Below are 17,495 nucleotides of genomic sequence, written 5' to 3' on the forward strand. Positions count from 1 at the left end.
CGATGAAGGGGCCGCACCGGGCATATCTTGAGGAGATGGAGGAATCGTTGCTCGCGCCGTGGGCCGCGCGCTCCGGCCGCTCCCGCGGCCGGCAGTACCCGGAGCCTTCGCACTCCTATCGCACGGAGTTTCAGCGCGACCGCGAACGCATCATCCACTCCCGCGCGTTCAGAAGGCTTGAATACAAGACGCAGGTGTTCGTCAACCACGAGGGCGACCATTACCGCACCCGTCTCACGCACACCATCGAGGTGGCGCAAATCGCGCGGTCCATCGCGCGGGCGCTCAGGCTCAACGAGGACCTGGCCGAGGCGGTCGCGCTCGCCCACGATCTCGGGCACACGCCCTTCGGCCATTCGGGCGAACGCGCCCTCAACGATCTCATGGCCGATTCGGGCGGGTTCGAGCACAACCGGCAGAGCCTTCGCGTGGTCGAGAAGCTCGAGGAGCGCTACGGCGACTTCCCGGGGCTCAACCTGACCTGGGAGACGCGGGAGGGCATCATCAAGCACTCATCCTCTTACGACCACCCCGAGGCATCGGACTACGCGCCCGCCGAACAGCCGTCCCTCGAGGCGCAGATCATCGATCATGCCGACGAAATCGCCTACAACAACCACGACATTGACGACGGTCTCACGTCCCGGCTGCTTGACCTCGACGAGGTGCGGCGGCTTTCAGTATGGAAAATCGCCGTGACGAGGCGCGGCGGCGACGCGGCGCTGCCCGGTGGACGGAAGCTCCTGGTGAGCGCCGTTATACGGACGATAATAGACCTCCTGGTGTCCGACCTCATCGACACCACGCGCTCCGCCGTCGCGCGCATGGGGATACAGAGCTATGAGGATGTACGGACGGCATCATGCAAGACCGTCGCGTTCAGCGCTGAGATCGACGAGGCCAACCGGGAGCTCAAGGAATTTCTCAGGAAATACCTGTACCGGCACTACAGGGTGGTCAGGATGAGCATAAAGGCGCAGAAGGTGATCAACGATCTGTTCACCCTGTATTACGAGCACCCGAATGCGCTTCCGGAGAGCTATTTCAACCGCATCGAGAGCGACGGGATTCGACAGACCATTTCCGATTACATTGCGGGCATGACCGACCGTTACGCGCTCGAGGAACACCAGAAACTTACGGACCCGATGATCCGCGTGTAGGGACGTCGCCGGACCACGCGCCTCCTCGCCCGTTATACCAATACTGCAGAGGTCAGACCCGAGAGGCGCCATGCCCGATGAGTACGCCGAGATACCGGACTACATACGCGAGCTCTTCGACACCGGCGAACTCGCGGAGATACGCATAGACGCCGAGGGCAACTGGCTGCACGCCGGCGAACCCTTTCAGAACCAGCGTATCGTTGATTTTTTCAACCGGTCCGTCGACGTGACGGCGGACGGCGTATATGTAATTCATTACGGGCCCTTCGTGCACCCGATCGTCGTCGAAGATGCCCCCGTGTTCATCACCGGCGTGAGAATAGAGGGCTTCGGCGACTTCGAACGCATATTCGTAATGCCGACCACCGGCGTCGAGGAGGAGCTCGACATCCGCACACTCGGATTCCGCCGCTCGGGCGGCCTGTATTGCCGGGTAAAAGAAGGCAGGCTTCAGGCCAAATTCAGGAGATCGCCGTCCTTTCAGATCCTCGACCGGCTCGAGGAAAGCGATGACACCTTTTACATCACGCTGTGCGGGCAGCGGATCGTGCTCACTGAAAAAGTGGAGGCCCTCGACCAGGAATGAAAAAGTACACGCTTCTTTTGATCGCGCTTTCGCTTGCGGGCGCCGTTATTTCGGGGGTAATGGTCGCCGGCCATTATAATCCCGGCATCCAGGAACGCCTCATCGCCTGCGGCGACGCGCTGGACAATCCCTGCCGGGCGCTCGGGCTTTCTGGCTACGCCGAGATTCTGGGCGCGCCAATCGCGCTCTTCGGTCTCTTCTACTACCTTTTCATGCTGTTCACGCTCCTCGCGGCCGATTACGCCGGAGGGCGTTATTACGGTGACGCTATCTGTGTGCTTCTGCCGCTTGCGCTCCTCTCACTCGCCGCGAACATGGTCCTCGCGGCGCTCCTTGTGCGACTCGACCTTTTCTGCACGCTCTGCGTCTCCACCTACGCGGTCAACCTGCTATCCGCCGTCGCGCTGTACCTGTTGTGGCGCGAAACGGACCGCGGGGAAAAACAGGGAATGCGGGAGTCGTATCGGAAACTGTTCAGAATGCCGTCAACGAACGACGGCAGGGCCGTGTTTTCCATTTACCTGCTGTTCACCTTTTTTCTTTTCATCGCCGTATTCTCCGCCGGCGGACTGATTAAATCGAAAGCGCCCGGCACACGGATACCGAGAAGCGAGATTGCCGAGCACGTCAATGCCTTTTACTCGACGGTTCCCGAAACGGCAGAACTTCCCGAAAGCGCTCTAACGCTTGGCGAAGGCGGTCTTACAATCTCGGTATTTACCGATTTTCTGTGCGGGGCCTGTTACCAGTTCTACGAGGTGGAAAAAGACCTCTTCGCCCGCTATCGCGGCCGTATCCGCGTGGCCTATTACCACTACCCGCTCGACCGTTCCTGCAACCCAAACGTCAGATCGAGCCGTTACCCGGGCTCCTGTGCCGCATCGCGCGCCATGATCGCCGCGTCACAGATGGGAATATTCCGGGAGTACTTTCTCGCGCACTTCGGAAACTTCGAGCGCGTTAAACGCGGTTTCTCGCCGGATGCCGCGACCGCCACGGCCGCGGGGCTTGCCGATAGCGACGAATTCACCGGGACGATGAACTCGCGAAAAACGGACGAGCTGCTCGCCCGGGACCTCGAACTTGCACGGAGACTCGGAATACACGCGACACCGACCATCATCATCGGGGGAAGAAGGCTTGAAGGGGTGCCGCCTGCGGAGATACTGTTTGGCATAATCGACCGGGAGTTTCGTTCGGGCAAAGGGACGGGGGCGAAGCCCCGGTAAAATACGGCTAAAGCATGTCGAAGGGGTCCACGTCAATTTCCAGATAGACTCCGCGCGGAAGCCGCTCCGAACTCGCCTTTCGCAGGGCCGGCCGTATTGACTCCATGTCGCGCGCCTTGATGATTGCGTGATGGCGATGGTTCCCGCCGATTCTGGCAAGCGGCGCTTTCGCCGGGCCGAGGACCGTCGTGTTCTCGACCCCCTTCAGCCCCGCGCGGAGCACCTCCGTTACCCGGGCCATGGCGCCCTCGACGGCGTCCTCGTCGGGGCCCCTGGCCAGAAGCCGCGTTATGCGCGAAAAAGGAGGATATCCAAGGGCCCGGCGTACGGAGAGTTCGTGCCGGTAAAAACCGTAATAATCGTGGTTCTTTAAAAAGCCGAACACATAGTGGTTCTCGTCAAGGGTCTGGATTATCACCTTCCCCGGGACATCCCCCCGCCCACCGCGCCCCGCCACCTGGAGGAGGAGCGAAAAAACGCGCTCAGAGGCCCGGAAATCGGGAAAGTTGAGCCCTATGTCGGCCAGGATCACCCCGACCACCGCGACATTATGAAAATCGAAACCCTTGGCGACCATCTGCGTGCCGAGCAGTATGTCGATTTCTCCCGCGCGCATTTTCTCGATCAGGTCGAAGATGGCGTCCTTCTTTCGCGAGCTATCCTGGTCGAGCCTGAAGATGCGGCTTCCCCGGAAAGTATTGGCGATGATCTCCTCCAGGCGCTGGGTGCCCGAGCCCACCTTCTCGAGCCTTTCCGCCCCGCAGGCGGGACAGGCTTCGGGCAGGCGGCGCTGGTATCCGCAGTAATGGCAGAGCATGTTTCCGTCGCTGTGGAAATTGAGGCTGATGCTGCACTGCGGGCATTCAAGCACCGCGGAGCACTCGCCGCACACGACATACGGCGCGAAGCCGCGCCGGTTCAGCAGGTATATGGCCTGCAGCCCGCCGTCGATCGCGCGTTTGGTGTGGAGCTTGAGCGCGGTCGAGAGCATCGCCTCGGGCCTCGCTGACGGAAGGCGGACAATCTCGATTTCGGGAAGCACCGCCTTCCCGTATCGCCCCTTGAGCGCATGGAGCTTCATGAGGCCGCGTTCCGCGGCGTACAGCGACTCGACCGAGGGGGTGGCGGAACCCATAATTAGGAGCGCCCCCTCCTTCCTGCACCGGTAAAACGCCACCCTGCGCGCGTTGTACCGGGGCGTACTGTGTTCCTTGTACGAGCCGTCATGCTCCTCGTCTATGATGATGGCCCCCAGTCGCGGGCACTGTAAAAACACGGCCGAGCGGGTGCCTACGGCGATCTTCGCGTCCCCGGAGTAAAAACGCATCCAGTTGTGGAGACGCTGCTGGGCCGTGAGGCGGCTGTGATAGACGATAAGCGCCTCGCCGAAAACGTCGTGGAGCCGTTCGAATATCTGCGACGATAGCGATATCTCGGGGACCAGGTAGACGACCGACGCGCCCTCGCTCATTAAGCGACGGGCGATCTCCATGTAAACCTCGGTCTTTCCGCTGCCGGTAATGCCGTGCAGCAGGTGGAAGGCCGAGGCCGATCCGAACGAAGCCATGATCGCGTCATGCACCGCCTGCTGCTCGTCGGTGAGGACGATCGAGCGGGAAGCGGATACGCCGAAGGGATGGCGGTAGCGCTTCGACGGCCGCTCGCCCGAGGGAAGCGCCGTCGCGAGCGCCTCGCCGAGCGATCCGAAATAGTTGTCCGCCACATGGTGAGCGCAGTCGAGCAGGCGTTCGTCGAAGATGGGGGACTGGTCGATTACCGAGCGGATTTCCTTGACCTCGAACCCGGACGGAGCTTTTCCATGCAGTTCCAGCACGAACGCCGTCACTATCCTGCCCCTGAAGTCGACCTTCACCCGCGAAAAAACCCTGACGGGAACGCCCTCCGGGACCGCGTAGGTAAACATTCCCTCGACCGGATAACCGACGCAGACATCCGCGAAAGAACCGGGCCCAGCGATTCCGGGAGAGCGCTCAGTCAATGCTTTCCCTTGCCAGCTTGAGCGTATTCCAGGCTCCGCGCTTGAGGTCGGGATTGTTTATAAGGGCTATCGGATGGTCGACCGCGAACCACGACACGGCGGTGTGCCGGTCCCTGACGCGCTTGAGCGGCCGCATGTCGCCCATTACAATGACTACGCGCGGAGCCAGGCACGCGATCTCCTGCTCGAGGATCGGCTCGCAGTTTCTGAACATTCCGCCCGGACTCATCGTTGGCTCGGCCGGATCGCACTTGATGAGGCTGGTGATGTAGCATTTCCGTATATCGATATCAATCGCCGCCATCATTTTCTTCATGAGATCGGTGGCTTCCTCGCGGTACTTTCTGCGCTCCATTCCACTCACCATCGACGGCGGATTGAGAATGATCATGACCCCGTTCTCCCCGTTTCCCGCCGGCTTTTTACGGTCGCGCACGTTGCCGCATTTGCCGCACGACGCCCCATCCGCCCGTCCCGGCCGCCCGGCGGTTGCGCCCTGCTCCGGCCGCTCCCCGGCCATGCCGGGAGACGAGACGAACTCCTTTAAAAAAGCGCGCTCTTCTTCTCCGCGGCAGATGGTGATCCGCCCGGTCCTTCGCCCGTCACGAAGGGCCTTTGCTATATCGGAGTAATCGGTATACATGTCTTTCCACGCGCGGGGACGACCGGCGCCGGGTCCATATGCGCGCCCCCGCGCGCCGCCTGTCAAGAGCAAAATGACGGGCGGCCCGTCAGGACCCCAGATTGTCCAGGTCGATGCCGAGTTGCTTGATCTTTCGGTGCAGATTCGTCCGCTCTATGCCAAGATCTTTCGCGGTCAGCGTCACGTTTTTATCGTTTGCGACGAGAGCGCGTATAATATGCGTGCGCTCGAAGTCCTCGCGCGCCGATTTCAGGGGTGAGATGTCCCCGGCGACGACCTGTTCCCTGCCCGGGCGGAGTTCCAGGTTCTTCCTGATGTCATCCTCGTCAATGATCTCCTTCTGGACCATGATCGAAACGCGCTCGACAACGTTCTTCAGCTCCCGTATATTCCCGGGCCAGGAATGCTCGGCGAGAAAGCGCATCCCGCCTTCGGAGATTTCCTTGGTGCCCAGGCCGTGCTCTTTAAGGAAACGGTCGAAAAAATACCGGACCAGAAGGGGAATATCCTCCCGCCTTTCGGAAAGCGGCGGCACCCGTACGGGGATGACGTTCAGGCGGTAAAAGAGGTCCTCCCTGAAGCGCCCCTCCTCGATTGCCTTCTGCACGTCGATATTCGTGGCCGAGATGACGCGCACGTCCACCGTCAGGGTCTCGCTTCCGCCCACCCGCTCGAACTGCTGCTCCTGCAAGACACGCAGCACCTTCGCCTGCGCGCTCGCGCTCATGTCGCAGATCTCGTCGAGGAAGATGGTGCCGGAGTTCGCCAACTCGAACTTCCCCAGCCTGCGGCCCATCGCCCCGGTAAACGATCCCTTTTCATGGCCGAAGAGCTCGCTCTCGATGAGCTCGTCGGGGATCGCGGCGCAGTTCACCTTTATGAAGGGTTTGTCCGAACGTTTCGATCCGCGGAAGATCGCCCGGGCTACCAGTTCCTTGCCGGTTCCGTTGTCCCCGGTTATCAAGACGCGCGCGTTTGTGGCCGCGGCGGTCTCGATGACGCGGCGTATCTCCCCCATTTGCGGGGATTCGCCGATCATTTCGTCTTCCAGCATTACCTCACGGCGAAGCTTGATGTTCTCCCTCCGCAGGCGGAGCTGTTCGAGCGCGTTGGCCAGGGTCGTCAGAACACGCTCCATGGAGGGGGGTTTTTCGAGGAAATCGAAGGCCCCCATCTTGGTGGATTTCACCGCGATATCGATCGAGCCGTGCCCCGAGATCATGATGACCGCGGCATCGGTATTCATCCGCTTGATCCGCCCCAGCACTTCGATCCCGTCTATGTCGGGCAGCCACACGTCGAGGAAGACAAGGTCGGCATCGTTTTTGTTCAGGAATTCGAGCGCCCCCTTCCCGTCCTTACTCGAATGGACTACATGCCCCTCGTCCTGGAGGATGCCCGTCATCGTCTTTATGATGTTGCTCTCGTCGTCAACTACCAGTATTGTCGCCATCCGGTTCCGCACCCGCCACCTTAATTGGAAGTTCAATGGTGAACTCCGTTCCCTCGCCCGGCTTCGAACGGCAGGTGATACTGCCGCGATGCTCCAGAATGATCTTCTCGACGATGGTGAGCCCCAGGCCCGTTCCGTGCGGCTTTTTCGAAAAGGTGGGCTCGAATATTCTGTCGAGGTCCTCCTCATTAATGCCTAAGCCGTCGTCGCGCATCCGTATCAGGACCGCCCGGGAGTCCGCCTGAATCAGCAGCTCTGTTTTAATGAATATATTCCCCTGATCGCCAACCGCGTCGATCGAGTTCTGGATGATATTGGTGAGCGCCTGCCGCAGCAGCGACCTGTCCAGGGTGATCCTCGGCAGGCTCTGATCCAGTTCGAGGTGAAACGACACCCTTTCGTGCCCGTGAAATAAATTGACACAGCTCTCGATGATCGGGTTGAGGTCAACCGTCTCCGGTTTCATCTCGGGCAACCTGGCGAAGCGCGAGAATTCCCCGAGCAGCTCCATGAGTACGTTCACCTCCTCTATGATCGTGTCCGTTCCGGTCAGGATGATGCTCCCGATATCGGGATGCGATTCGCGGTAGCGCCGCTGGATTCGCTCGGCCGAGAGCCGTATCGGCGTCAGCGGGTTCTTGATCTCGTGCACCAGCTTGCGCGCCACGTCCCTCCACGCTTCGAGCTTCTGCGCATGAAACTGGGCCTTTCTGCTGGCCTCGAGCTGCCGTATCATCTTGTTGAACGAATCGAATAAAAGCGCCAGCTCGTCCGGCGAATCGCGCTCGAGGCGCACGGCGAAATCTCCCGCGGCCACTTTTCCCGCCGCTTCTTCGAGCTCCAGCACCGGCCTGGTAATGTTGGCCGAGAGGAGCAGGCTCACCACCACCGAGACGACGACGATGAGAAAAGCGATCAGCAGCATGAATATCCCCACCCCGGTCTGGAAATAGGGCTTCAGGTACTCCTTCTGCCGGTATGTTCCGAGCGACTCCTCGAAGAGCGCGCTTTGAATGAAAAGCTGCTTGGGCATCACCCTGAAAACCGCCACCAGGTAATCTCCGGGGAAGAAGGTGCCGAGCGCAATCGAGTCCTCTCCGATCGATATGGCATAGACCGCCGTACCGCGCCGAGGTTTCACCACATCCAGAAATTTCGCGATTCCGTCGGCGTACGCCGCCCCCGGGAGAGGGTCGATCGCGACCGGAACCGTCGCTCCCGGGCGGAAAAAGGCCGCGCCGTAGCCCCGCGAGGCGAGGAGTGAAACCATCGTGTCCCTGCCGAACGGGGTCGCCGGCGACATGATCCCCCTCCCAAGGGCGAAATCGAGCGAATCGAGCTCCCTCTCTACCCCCGCGTATTCTTCGGCGATGGAGGCCTTCGCCATTTCGACCGACTCCTCGAGGGCAAGAGCCGTCTTCTCGGCTATGAGCTCGCTTATGGTGTGGCCGATTATGTTGTTCGAAACGAGTATGATCGGAAGCGACGGCAGAATGGCGACGAACACGAAGGCGAGCGCGATCTTGAAACGTATGCTGAAAAAGGCCTCGGAGGGTCCCGACGAAAGCTTCCGCCGGAAGGAAATGATGATGAAATACACCGCGGCCACAACCGGGACCATCATCATCGAGTAGAAAAAAAAGCTCCGTGCCGCCTCTCCCTGGGTGTCGACCGACGGAAAAAGGCCGAGGACCAGGACGGCGGAGAACACGAAAATGCCGATCAGAAAGACGACATCGTGCGCGCGCAGTCTCTCGTAGATGATTTCCCGGATCTTCCTCAGATTCAGTGCGGCGGAAGATTGCATTCGCTCCATCGCTCCCCGCTTTCCGGCCGCGTCAGTAACCCACCGGCGGCCCGTTTACCCATCCCGTATCGAAATCCCAGAAGCCCACAAGGTATTTGAATATCAGATTCATCGGAAAATAGAGCTCGACCGATTTGAGCTCGGCCTTCGCGCGCATGGCGTAGGCCTCCTTTCCCATCAGCCCGAGGCCCCGGAGATCATAGTCCCTCAGCGAGAAGAAATAATCGAGCATCGCGTTTTCACTCTGGAACACGGTGCTCTTTTTGCCTTCCATCACCTGGAACGCCTTCCCCCAGAAATCGAACTTCACCTTTCGGGTTATGGTCCTGGAATACACGGTCTTGTCCCAGGCGAGTATTCCGCCGGTAACACGGCGTACCTGTATCTCGTAGATTATCTTTATTTCCATCCCGCGTTTCATGGCCTCTATGAGGTCATGCCGCTGATAGGAATACACCGACAGGTTCACCTGCGCCCCGTCGCCGACCATGTACACGGGCCCGAAATTCAGCTTGGCGGCGAAAAGCACCGCCGGAAAGAACGCGGCGAGGAACGCGGCGAGGCGCAGTATGTTCACCATTGTTTTCATCAAAACTGCAGGGATTTTATGACCGCGACGTTCACGCCGTCCTGTCTTATATCAAGGGAAAATCGCGCCCTGTTCTGGGCCTTCCAGTAGGGAAAATACACATCCCGGTTGTAGCGCTCCGCCGAGTATACCGCGTCCACGACACAGTACACCTTGAGGAACAGCACGGAGAAGACGTAACCGATGATAATTGTCTGGTCCCGCCGCTGCATGTCCTGCCATCGCGCCACTTCATTGTCCGAGGACGAATATTTGTCCGAGTAATAGAGCGCCCCGTAGATCAGGAGTCCCTTCTGCACAAGGTCAGCGAGCAGAAAGAGCGATCCCGCGCCGTAATCCTGTGTGTAGAACTGCCCGAGGCCGGGCCACACCCACGAAAGCACGCCCGCTATAAAGGGGTCCTTTCTGTCGGGCTCGTCGATGAAAAAACCGCCGTCCCCGAGCACGGCGGCGTTCTTATCCGCCGGCCCCGGGCGTTCCGCCGCATGCGACACGCCCGCGGATGCGAGGAGAAATACGAGAACGGCCGAGCATGCCGCCGTACATACACATTTACAGCCTTTTCCGTATTCCAATGGAAACCCCTTGCCCCCGTTCATAATCGAAATTAATTTCAGGATATTTTTCCCTCATCTGCTGCCTTCGCCTGTCAAGGCTCTGATTAAAATCGCGCGCCGACAATACCGCGTCAGATACGTTGTACAGGTGAAGCAATCCCGCGGCCGCCATCAGGCCGATGAACACGTTTCGCCTGGAGGTCTCCACCACGCCCAGATCGGTCCTCCTGGCGTCAACCTTCAGGCTCAGTCCCGACCCGCCTCCGGCCGAGAAATCGAAATTTAGAAAATAGAACAGCGCGCCGATAACGATTGAATACTCGGTGACGAGAAAAACCGTGCCCTTGACGTACTCGGCCGAGTAAAACTGCCCCAGGCCCGGAACGTACCATGAGAGCATGCCGGCGAAGATCGGGTCCCGTTTCTTTAAGAAAAAGACATTATTGTAATCGATCTCCTCGTAAAGTCCGCTCCTTTGCTGTGCGGCCTTTGCCGGAACCTTCGCCGGGGCCTTCGCCTGGGCGGCCGCAGCGCCCGCGGTCCCTCCGACAAGGAGCAGAGCCACCATAACGACCACCGCCGTCCTTCTCGACAGCGGGCGGCGGGCAAGTAATGGCATCGTCATGCGATATTTCAAAAGCGTTTCCTTTTCCATCGCCTTAATTTTTAAAATCGTTTTCGACAAGGGACGCGAGCTTCGCGACGGCGCTCTCCTCGTTCTCCCCCCGGGCGCGGATGATAAGCCGCGATCCCGAGGTGATGGCAAGCCCCAGCACCGACATTATGGATTTACCGTTCGCCTCCATGTTGTCTTTAATGAGAAAAACCTCGCATGGATATTTCATCGCCTCGCGCACAAACATCATGGCGGGGCGGGCATGAACGCCCGCATCGCTTCTCACCAGAACCTCGCGCTCAATCATCGGAACGTTCGCCCTCCATCCTCATCCAGTTTTGAATTCTGCCGTCGAGCTCGCGCGCCGAGAACACGCCCATCTTTTTAAGGCGCTGGTTCAACGCGGCGGTCTCGATAATGATCGGTATGTTCCTCCCGGGCCGCACCGGCACGGTTATGAACGGAACGTCCAGATCGAGTATCGTGTAGTGCTTTTCGTCTATGCCGAGGCGGTCGTATTCCCGACCCTCGGTCCACTCCTCCAGGAGGACGACCATCTCGATGCGTTTGCGGTGACGGATCGACCGTATCCCGAAAATGTCCCGCACGTTGATGATGCCCAGCCCGCGTATCTCCATATGGTGCCGTATGATCTCCGAGCCGCTCCCCATAATCAACGACTCGTCTATCTTCCTGACCTCGACCATGTCGTCGGCGACCAGCCGGTGGCCGCGCTCGATGAGCTCCAGGGCCGTTTCGCTCTTCCCCACCCCGCTCTTGCCCATCAGGAGAACGCCGACCCCGAACACGTCGACCAGCGTGCCGTGCATTATAACCAGCGGCGAGAAAAATTCCTCCACAACGTGCGTAAGAAGGCTGATGAACCGCGTCGTGCGGTGCCTGGTCACGAAGGTCGGAACCTTGAAACGGTTGGCGAACCCGACGAACATCTCCTCGGGAAGTTCGTTATGGGTAAAGACACAGCATAAAACGTCGAAAGAAAAGAACTTTTCGAAAACCTCCGTCTTTTGTTCGATCGAGAGCCTGCGCATGAAGGCGGTCTCGCCCAGCCCGAATATCTGTATCCGGTCGTAGGCGAAAAAATCGAAAAAACCCGCGAGGCCCAGCCCCGGACGGTTTATATCGCCGACTGTAATCTCTTTCCCCAGCCCATCCCTTCCCGCGACCAGCTCCATCTGCAAATCGATCTTGCTGTCGGCGTCGCGCAGGTCCCTGACGTATATCTTTTTAGCGTGCATGTATCGGTCGTATCCTCAGAACGCGGGGACCATCACCTCGAATCTCCGGCCCTTTCTATACACTACGTTGAGCGATTTGGTTTCGACATTAAAAAACGGCAGGAACTCGCGGCCGTCGACCGAAAGTTTCTGCAGCGCGTCTGCGAGCGAAATCGCCTCGATGTTCGTGCAGCGGTCTTTCGGTTTGAACTTGACCTTCGGCCTGGCGGGTGATTCGCTCTGGATATCGAGATCACACTCGATGAAGCTTTTCGGGTCGAAACGCGCCTCCTGTATCTGCGCGAAGGGGACCTCCACCATTATATACCCATCACCGATCTTGTAAATAACCGCGTAATTCTTGCTAACATAATCGAGATCGCTTTTCACGTCGACGACCCCCTTTTTGAAAAGAATGAACTCCCTGTTCTCGAGCTTCATTTCGAGGAAGGCCTCCACCTCGGTCTTCGGTTTGTTGCTCACCTGGTACAGGTGCAGATCGATTCCCCGGTTTTCAAGGTCGATTTTTTCGACCATTTCGAAGGACACGGCCTTGTGGTCGCTCTGCCGGTCCTTGTACCTCGATATCTGCTTCTCCATCTTGTCGATGATCAGGTCTATCGACGAATACATGTCCCCCGCCTTCTGGATGGCGTAGAACTGAACGCCGTCACCGTTCACCAGGATATCGACGACATAGTCCAGCTTCTGCACATTCATGACGACGAGCACCTCGATAAGCTGGTTGAAGTACTTCTCGATTTTTTTAATCCGCTTCTCGGAGTATTCGCGCACATCCGAAGTCACTTCGAAATTTCTCCCGGTAATCGTTATGTTCATGCTTTTCCCTCGCTCCTGAGCATATTGAGTTTTTTGCGTTTATTCGAAGGGGGTATATGCAGAATACCCCTGTATTTCGCGATAGTCCGTCGCGCCAGCCGTATGCCCCGCTTTCCGAGCAGTGCGAGTATTTCGTCGTCGTTAAGCGGTCTGGAGGCGTCTTCCCCTGCGATGATCTCTTTCACCATATTTATGATCATATTGGATGAATAATCATCCGGATCGCCCGACCGCAGCCTGGACGCGAAAAAGTATTTCAGCTCGAACACACCCCATGGTGTCTGGACGAACTTGTTGCTGGTGGTCCTGCTTACCGTCGATTCGTGGAGCCCGAGCTCGTCGGCCACCTCCGTGTGAGTGAGCGGCCTCAGGTTTCCCGGCCCCTTGAGGAGAAATTCGACCTGCCGCTGCATGACGACCGCCACCACCCGTGCGATGGTGTCGCGGCGGCTCGAAATGCTCCGCAACAGGGAGCGGGCGGACTGTACCCTGTCCTTGATAAACTCCCTCAGGTTTTTATCAATGTTTTTTTTCTTCATCATGTCCACATAATACCGGTTGATGCGGACGGGCGGGATGTAATCATCGTTGACTGTGATGAGAATTTCACCGTCCACGTACCGGACCTCCGCGTCGGGGACGATGTAACGGACGTCCTTTGCCGCGAACTGTCTGCCCGGAAACGGCGTCAGCGTATGGATTAGCCGGGTCTTCTCCACGATTTCGTCGCTGGTAATCGAAAGGGCGCGCGCGATTTTACCGTAGTCAAGCCGTTCGAGTTCGGCGAAATGATCGCGCAGGATGGCGTGAAGCACCCGGTCGTCCGGATACCGGGATTCCGCCTGAAAGAGAAGGCTCTCCTTCATCGATGAGGCCGCGCAGCCCGGCGGATCGAACGCGCCGATCGTGCGGATGGCCTCGCGAACCGGCCCGGGGCCCACACCCTGGCTCTCCGCAATCTCGTCGATATCCGCGACCAGAAGGCCCCGTTCGTCGATGGAGGTGATGATCGCCTCGAAGAGGGCGAACTCACGTTCATCGCGGGACACCATGAGCGCCTGTGCCAGCAGGTGCTCCTTCAGCGTCTCTTCCTGGGCGACGGCGTTTTCGATGTATGAACGCGCACGGTCCTCGTCGCCGTGTCCGGGCACGTATCCGCTGTCGCCCTCGTCATGGTAACTGAGGCTTTTTTCCTCGCGGCGGGCGAAAATGGACTCATCACCCGAGAGCTCCCTGCTCACACCGTCCGCGGCCGCCCCATCCCCGTTTGCCGACGGCGGCACGGCCGTGGAGTATTCCTCCTCGAGCACCGGGTTCTCGAGGAGCTCTTTCGATACCGCTTCCACCAGCTCGATGGAGGAAAGCTGCAGAAGCTCGATGGACTGAAGCTGCGACTGGGTGAGCGCCAGGCGCTGCGTCTGCTGCAAGCCGATTTTAATCGAAACAGCCATATGCTCCGTGAACGGTATCTCTCTGGATCAGCCGGGACCAAACCCCGGTATAATCAATACTATTCCGGTAGACGCGGCAAGGCAATAATTATTTCCCTAAACCCGCCGCGGAGCGGAGGCCGGGACTGCGGGTCCGGTCGGCGGGGAAACCGGCGGAAAGCGAGAGGAGGGGCCTGGAGGTCGGCCACGCCGCACCATTACCGGCAGCGGCGTTTGCCCCGTTCGATCGCCGCGCGTATAAAGTCCCTGAACAGGGGATGCGGCGCGGTTGGTTTGGATTTGAACTCTGGATGGTACTGGGTGCAGATGAACCAGGGATGCGCGGGGATCTCCACGGTCTCGACAAGATTGTTTTTCGGATGGATGCCGCTTGCGATCATGCCGTTCTTCTCGAACAGCTCGCGGTACTTCAGCGTGAATTCGAACCTGTGGCGGTGCCGTTCCATCGCCGACACCGTACCGTAAATCCGCCGGATGACGCTCCCTTCCCTGAAGTCGCAGAGGTATGCGCCGAGGCGCATGGTACCGCCCATCTTGTCGATGATCTCCTGCTCTTCCTGCAACGATATCACCGGATGCGGCGTACCCTGGTCGAATTCCGTCGAGTTGGCCTTCCCGAGGCCGCAGACGTTGCGGCCGTACTCGATCACCGCGCACTGGAGCCCCAGGCATATGCCGAAAAGCGGGATCCCGTTCGTACGCGCATGTCCGATCGCCATGACCTTCCCTTCAATGCCGCGGTTTCCGAACCCTCCCGGCACCAGGATGCCGTCGATCCCCTCGAAAAGTGAAGAGAGGCCGTCCCTGTGGTCCTTTTCGATGTCTTCGGAATCGATTCGGGTTATTTCGAGCTCCGCCTCGTTCGCCACCGCACCGTGCAGGAGCGCCTCGTAGACCGACCGGTAGGCATCCTGAAGGGAGATGTACTTTCCAACAACCGCGATCCTTACCGTGCACCGCGGATTGGTGAGCGAACGGTAGAACCTGTCCCACGCGCCGATATCTATCCGGCTGTTTTCCAGGCCGAAGTGCTCGAGCACGATTTCATCGTAACCGTTGGCGTGGAGCATGTACGGGATCTCGTAGATCGAGCTTTTAATGTCGACAGCCGAGATGACGTTGCGCTCGGAGACGTTGCAGAAGAGCGCGATCTTGCTTCTCATCTCGTCGGTGAGAATCCTGTTCGTGCGGCAGAGGAGGATGTCGGGGATGATTCCGAGCTCCATGAGCTCTTTCACCGAATGCTGTGTCGGTTTTGTCTTCGCCTCGCCCGCAACGGTTATGGTCGGGATGAGCGTGAGGTGCGCGTTCAGCACCCTCCTGGGGGTAAGCTCCTGGCGAATCTGCCTGATCGCCTCGAGAAACGGGATCGATTCGATGTCTCCCACCGTGCCGCCGATCTCGACAAGCAGGAAATCGAGATCCTCCTCGAAGGCCACGTCGTAGATCCGCCTCTTGATTTCGTCGGTGATGTGGGGGATGACCTGCACTGTACGCCCGAGGTAATCGCCGCGGCGTTCGCGCTCGATCACCGTAAAATAAATCTGACCGGTCGAGACCGAATTTCTACGCGAGAGATGGGCGCTGGTGAAGCGCTCATAATAGCCCAGGTCGAGGTCGGTTTCGGCGCCATCTTCGGTCACATATACCTCTCCGTGCTGAAACGGGCTCATGGTTCCGGGATCGATGTTGATGTAGGGATCCATCTTGACCGCCGAAACCCTGAAGCCGTGCCCTTCCAGCAGAAGGCCGAGCGAGGCGGTTGATATGCCCTTTCCCAGGGAGGAACACACACCCCCGGTTACAAATACGAAACGAGTTTTTTTACCTGTCATTGGAAGGAACCTGTCAGTTGGGATTATACATATCATGCCATCTATGAATCACGGGCAATTCCTATTCGCACACACGTCCCATTCGGCGATTATTTTACATGGATGTTACATGACACGGCGGGCCGGCCCCTGCCGGGGAAAAGGACGGTATCCAAAAACAAGGCTTGACATTCAGTCCGGCGGACACTATACATAAGCCGATCACGACAAACTACCGCCGCTTCGGGAAGGTGCGCTCAATGAGTGAAAAGAGGGAATACAAACGTCACCAGTGTTTCGAAAAGATAGACTTCGATTATTTTGAAGGGAATCCCGACGAGATCGATATCAGCACTACCGTCCCCGTCAAGTGCAAAGGCCACATGCTCGACCTCGGCCGCGGCGGCGCCTTCATCGTCACCGACACGCGGGTCGCCGTCAACATGCCTGTCAGGCTCCGCTTCCGGACGAAAAAATCGAAATACGAGGTGCCCGGGACGATTATCCGGACCGGCCTTTTAAAGAACAATCCCTCCGAGATCACGCAGAAATACGCCGCCGTGAAGGTTAAGGAAGACGCGTATATCGCGATACAGTTTGCGGAACTCATCGAGGAGATCGACGAATCCGTCCTTAAAAAGTCATGAAGACGCAATTCATTCGAGTCAACGATATCGCCGAGGTGGACCCCTCCCGGGCCACCGTCTATGACCTCAACAAGCGGTATATCGACAGCCAGGGCAACATGTTCGGACTGCGCTACAACCGGGAGACCAGGAAGATCGAAATCATCAAGATCATCCGTACCCCGGCGAAGACGGCGCCGTATTATCAGCAGCGCATGGCCCAGCAGAAGTATATGACCAGAAACGAGGGGCGGACGACCGCCTCGGGAGTCCCCCAGTCACTGGATAACGACGAGGGGTTCGACGAATCGGGCGAGGCGGTGTTCGACCCGACGACCTTTATCAACCACTGCCTCGAAATGATGAGGACGCACAGGGACCGCCTGAGCGGGATAATGATGAACATCAAGAATTCCAAGGTGATTCCCGAGACCGAGCGCATGGACGCCTCGACCCTGGCCGGAATTTTCAGAAACATGGACATCGACGGCATCCGAAGGATCGAGAAGGTCATCGACAACCATCGCGAGCTCACGAACTATCCCCGCTCGCTGTCGTACTACCAGTCCAAGCTCGACACGGCAGGAAGGGATATCTTCGAGGCGCTGGGAGACGACGGCAGGAGGACGCGCTTCATCTTCTTCACGGAAATGCACGGATCGATCAGGCACCTCTACCGATCGCTCCTTAAGGCGGTGCGGGACCTCGAGTTTTTTCTCAGCGAGAAGGACGTCGAGAGCGTGAAACACCTCACCTTTGCCGAAAAGCAGCAGTTCCAGGACGCCATGACCTCGATACAGAACACCCTCCGCGAGATAACCGCCATACTCCGGGACACAAGCAGGCTCGAGGAATTCATCGGCAATCCCGAGAACTTCTGA

At 58.6% G+C, this 17,495-nt stretch carries 17 protein-coding genes; 5 read left to right on the forward strand and 12 right to left on the reverse strand.

Annotated elements, in window-relative coordinates; all coding sequences use genetic code 11:
- Positions 1 to 2 precede the first annotated feature (2 nt).
- From VLM75_14175 to VLM75_14185, 3 genes are all read left to right on the forward strand, one after another.
- Positions 3 to 1,163: a deoxyguanosinetriphosphate triphosphohydrolase gene (locus tag VLM75_14175; protein HSV98064.1), complete on the forward strand. Its 1,161-nt coding sequence runs from the start codon at positions 3 to 5 to the stop codon at positions 1,161 to 1,163.
- A gap of 70 nt (positions 1,164 to 1,233) precedes the next feature.
- The gene (locus VLM75_14180) at positions 1,234 to 1,752 is read left to right on the forward strand and encodes a hypothetical protein (protein HSV98065.1); all 519 of its coding nucleotides are present in this window, start codon (positions 1,234 to 1,236) and stop codon (positions 1,750 to 1,752) included.
- On the forward strand, positions 1,749 to 2,981 hold the full coding sequence (locus tag VLM75_14185; GenBank protein ID HSV98066.1) for a DsbA family protein: 1,233 nt from the start codon (positions 1,749 to 1,751) through the stop codon (positions 2,979 to 2,981). Before VLM75_14180 ends, VLM75_14185 begins: the two co-directional genes overlap by 4 nt.
- Before the next feature lie 7 nt (positions 2,982 to 2,988).
- Here VLM75_14185 and priA read toward each other — a convergent pair whose 3' ends face one another.
- From priA to VLM75_14245, 12 genes are all read right to left on the reverse strand, one after another.
- Positions 2,989 to 4,980 (reverse strand): primosomal protein N', encoded by a 1,992-nt coding sequence (gene priA / locus VLM75_14190; GenBank protein HSV98067.1) that lies wholly within the window; start codon positions 4,978 to 4,980, stop codon positions 2,989 to 2,991.
- Positions 4,973 to 5,623: a uracil-DNA glycosylase family protein gene (locus VLM75_14195; protein ID HSV98068.1), complete on the reverse strand. Its 651-nt coding sequence runs from the start codon at positions 5,621 to 5,623 to the stop codon at positions 4,973 to 4,975. Before VLM75_14195 ends, priA begins: the two co-directional genes overlap by 8 nt.
- An 88-nt stretch (positions 5,624 to 5,711) precedes the next feature.
- Complete coding sequence (locus VLM75_14200) at positions 5,712 to 7,076, reverse strand: sigma-54 dependent transcriptional regulator (GenBank protein ID HSV98069.1); 1,365 nt, start codon at positions 7,074 to 7,076, stop codon at positions 5,712 to 5,714.
- On the reverse strand, positions 7,054 to 8,883 hold the full coding sequence (locus VLM75_14205; GenBank protein HSV98070.1) for an ATP-binding protein: 1,830 nt from the start codon (positions 8,881 to 8,883) through the stop codon (positions 7,054 to 7,056). The genes VLM75_14200 and VLM75_14205 overlap by 23 nt, the downstream gene beginning before the upstream one ends.
- A gap of 31 nt (positions 8,884 to 8,914) precedes the next feature.
- The gene (locus VLM75_14210; GenBank protein ID HSV98071.1) at positions 8,915 to 9,472 is read right to left on the reverse strand and encodes a DUF4390 domain-containing protein; all 558 of its coding nucleotides are present in this window, start codon (positions 9,470 to 9,472) and stop codon (positions 8,915 to 8,917) included.
- The gene (locus VLM75_14215) at positions 9,472 to 10,047 is read right to left on the reverse strand and encodes a hypothetical protein (GenBank protein HSV98072.1); all 576 of its coding nucleotides are present in this window, start codon (positions 10,045 to 10,047) and stop codon (positions 9,472 to 9,474) included. The genes VLM75_14210 and VLM75_14215 overlap by 1 nt, the downstream gene beginning before the upstream one ends.
- Entirely contained in the window at positions 10,025 to 10,654 is a 630-nt protein-coding gene (locus VLM75_14220; GenBank protein HSV98073.1) for a hypothetical protein, read from the reverse strand. Before VLM75_14220 ends, VLM75_14215 begins: the two co-directional genes overlap by 23 nt.
- A gap of 34 nt (positions 10,655 to 10,688) precedes the next feature.
- Entirely contained in the window at positions 10,689 to 10,952 is a 264-nt protein-coding gene (locus VLM75_14225; protein HSV98074.1) for an HPr family phosphocarrier protein, read from the reverse strand.
- Positions 10,945 to 11,904, reverse strand: coding sequence for an HPr(Ser) kinase/phosphatase (gene hprK, locus VLM75_14230; GenBank protein HSV98075.1), 960 nt, complete (start codon positions 11,902 to 11,904; stop codon positions 10,945 to 10,947). The genes VLM75_14225 and hprK overlap by 8 nt, the downstream gene beginning before the upstream one ends.
- Before the next feature lie 15 nt (positions 11,905 to 11,919).
- Positions 11,920 to 12,723, reverse strand: a complete 804-nt coding sequence (raiA, locus tag VLM75_14235) for a ribosome-associated translation inhibitor RaiA (protein HSV98076.1) — start codon at positions 12,721 to 12,723, stop codon at positions 11,920 to 11,922.
- Positions 12,720 to 14,174 carry an RNA polymerase factor sigma-54 gene (gene rpoN, locus VLM75_14240; protein HSV98077.1) on the reverse strand — a complete coding sequence of 485 codons (1,455 nt, stop codon included), beginning with the start codon at positions 14,172 to 14,174 and terminating at the stop codon, positions 12,720 to 12,722. Before rpoN ends, raiA begins: the two co-directional genes overlap by 4 nt.
- Positions 14,175 to 14,371: 197 nt before the next feature.
- Entirely contained in the window at positions 14,372 to 16,009 is a 1,638-nt protein-coding gene (locus VLM75_14245; protein ID HSV98078.1) for a CTP synthase, read from the reverse strand.
- A gap of 239 nt (positions 16,010 to 16,248) precedes the next feature.
- On the opposite strand from VLM75_14245, the gene VLM75_14250 reads away from it, so the two are divergent.
- Positions 16,249 to 16,635 (forward strand): PilZ domain-containing protein, encoded by a 387-nt coding sequence (locus tag VLM75_14250; GenBank protein ID HSV98079.1) that lies wholly within the window; start codon positions 16,249 to 16,251, stop codon positions 16,633 to 16,635.
- The gene (locus VLM75_14255; GenBank protein ID HSV98080.1) at positions 16,632 to 17,495 is read left to right on the forward strand and encodes a hypothetical protein; all 864 of its coding nucleotides are present in this window, start codon (positions 16,632 to 16,634) and stop codon (positions 17,493 to 17,495) included. Before VLM75_14250 ends, VLM75_14255 begins: the two co-directional genes overlap by 4 nt.

The organism is Spirochaetota bacterium, assembly GCA_035477215.1.
In the GTDB taxonomy this organism is placed as follows: Bacteria; Spirochaetota; UBA4802; order UBA4802; family UBA5368; genus MVZN01.

What these genes read in the sequence shown, in the direction of transcription:
- raiA (HSV98076.1), bottom strand. Translation starts at nt 12,723, where the DNA reads ATGAACATAACGATTACCGGGAGAAATTTCGAAGTGACTTCGGATGTG.
- VLM75_14245 (HSV98078.1), bottom strand. Translation starts at nt 16,009, where the DNA reads ATGACAGGTAAAAAAACTCGTTTCGTATTTGTAACCGGGGGTGTGTGT.
- VLM75_14250 (HSV98079.1), top strand. Translation starts at nt 16,249, where the DNA reads ATGAGTGAAAAGAGGGAATACAAACGTCACCAGTGTTTCGAAAAGATA.
- VLM75_14205 (HSV98070.1), bottom strand. Translation starts at nt 8,883, where the DNA reads ATGCAATCTTCCGCCGCACTGAATCTGAGGAAGATCCGGGAAATCATC.
- VLM75_14220 (HSV98073.1), bottom strand. Translation starts at nt 10,654, where the DNA reads ATGACGATGCCATTACTTGCCCGCCGCCCGCTGTCGAGAAGGACGGCG.
- VLM75_14180 (HSV98065.1), top strand. Translation starts at nt 1,234, where the DNA reads ATGCCCGATGAGTACGCCGAGATACCGGACTACATACGCGAGCTCTTC.
- rpoN (HSV98077.1), bottom strand. Translation starts at nt 14,174, where the DNA reads ATGGCTGTTTCGATTAAAATCGGCTTGCAGCAGACGCAGCGCCTGGCG.
- VLM75_14200 (HSV98069.1), bottom strand. Translation starts at nt 7,076, where the DNA reads ATGGCGACAATACTGGTAGTTGACGACGAGAGCAACATCATAAAGACG.
- VLM75_14185 (HSV98066.1), top strand. Translation starts at nt 1,749, where the DNA reads ATGAAAAAGTACACGCTTCTTTTGATCGCGCTTTCGCTTGCGGGCGCC.
- VLM75_14210 (HSV98071.1), bottom strand. Translation starts at nt 9,472, where the DNA reads ATGAAAACAATGGTGAACATACTGCGCCTCGCCGCGTTCCTCGCCGCG.
- VLM75_14225 (HSV98074.1), bottom strand. Translation starts at nt 10,952, where the DNA reads ATGATTGAGCGCGAGGTTCTGGTGAGAAGCGATGCGGGCGTTCATGCC.
- VLM75_14255 (HSV98080.1), top strand. Translation starts at nt 16,632, where the DNA reads ATGAAGACGCAATTCATTCGAGTCAACGATATCGCCGAGGTGGACCCC.
- hprK (HSV98075.1), bottom strand. Translation starts at nt 11,904, where the DNA reads ATGCACGCTAAAAAGATATACGTCAGGGACCTGCGCGACGCCGACAGC.
- VLM75_14195 (HSV98068.1), bottom strand. Translation starts at nt 5,623, where the DNA reads ATGTATACCGATTACTCCGATATAGCAAAGGCCCTTCGTGACGGGCGA.
- VLM75_14175 (HSV98064.1), top strand. Translation starts at nt 3, where the DNA reads ATGAAGGGGCCGCACCGGGCATATCTTGAGGAGATGGAGGAATCGTTG.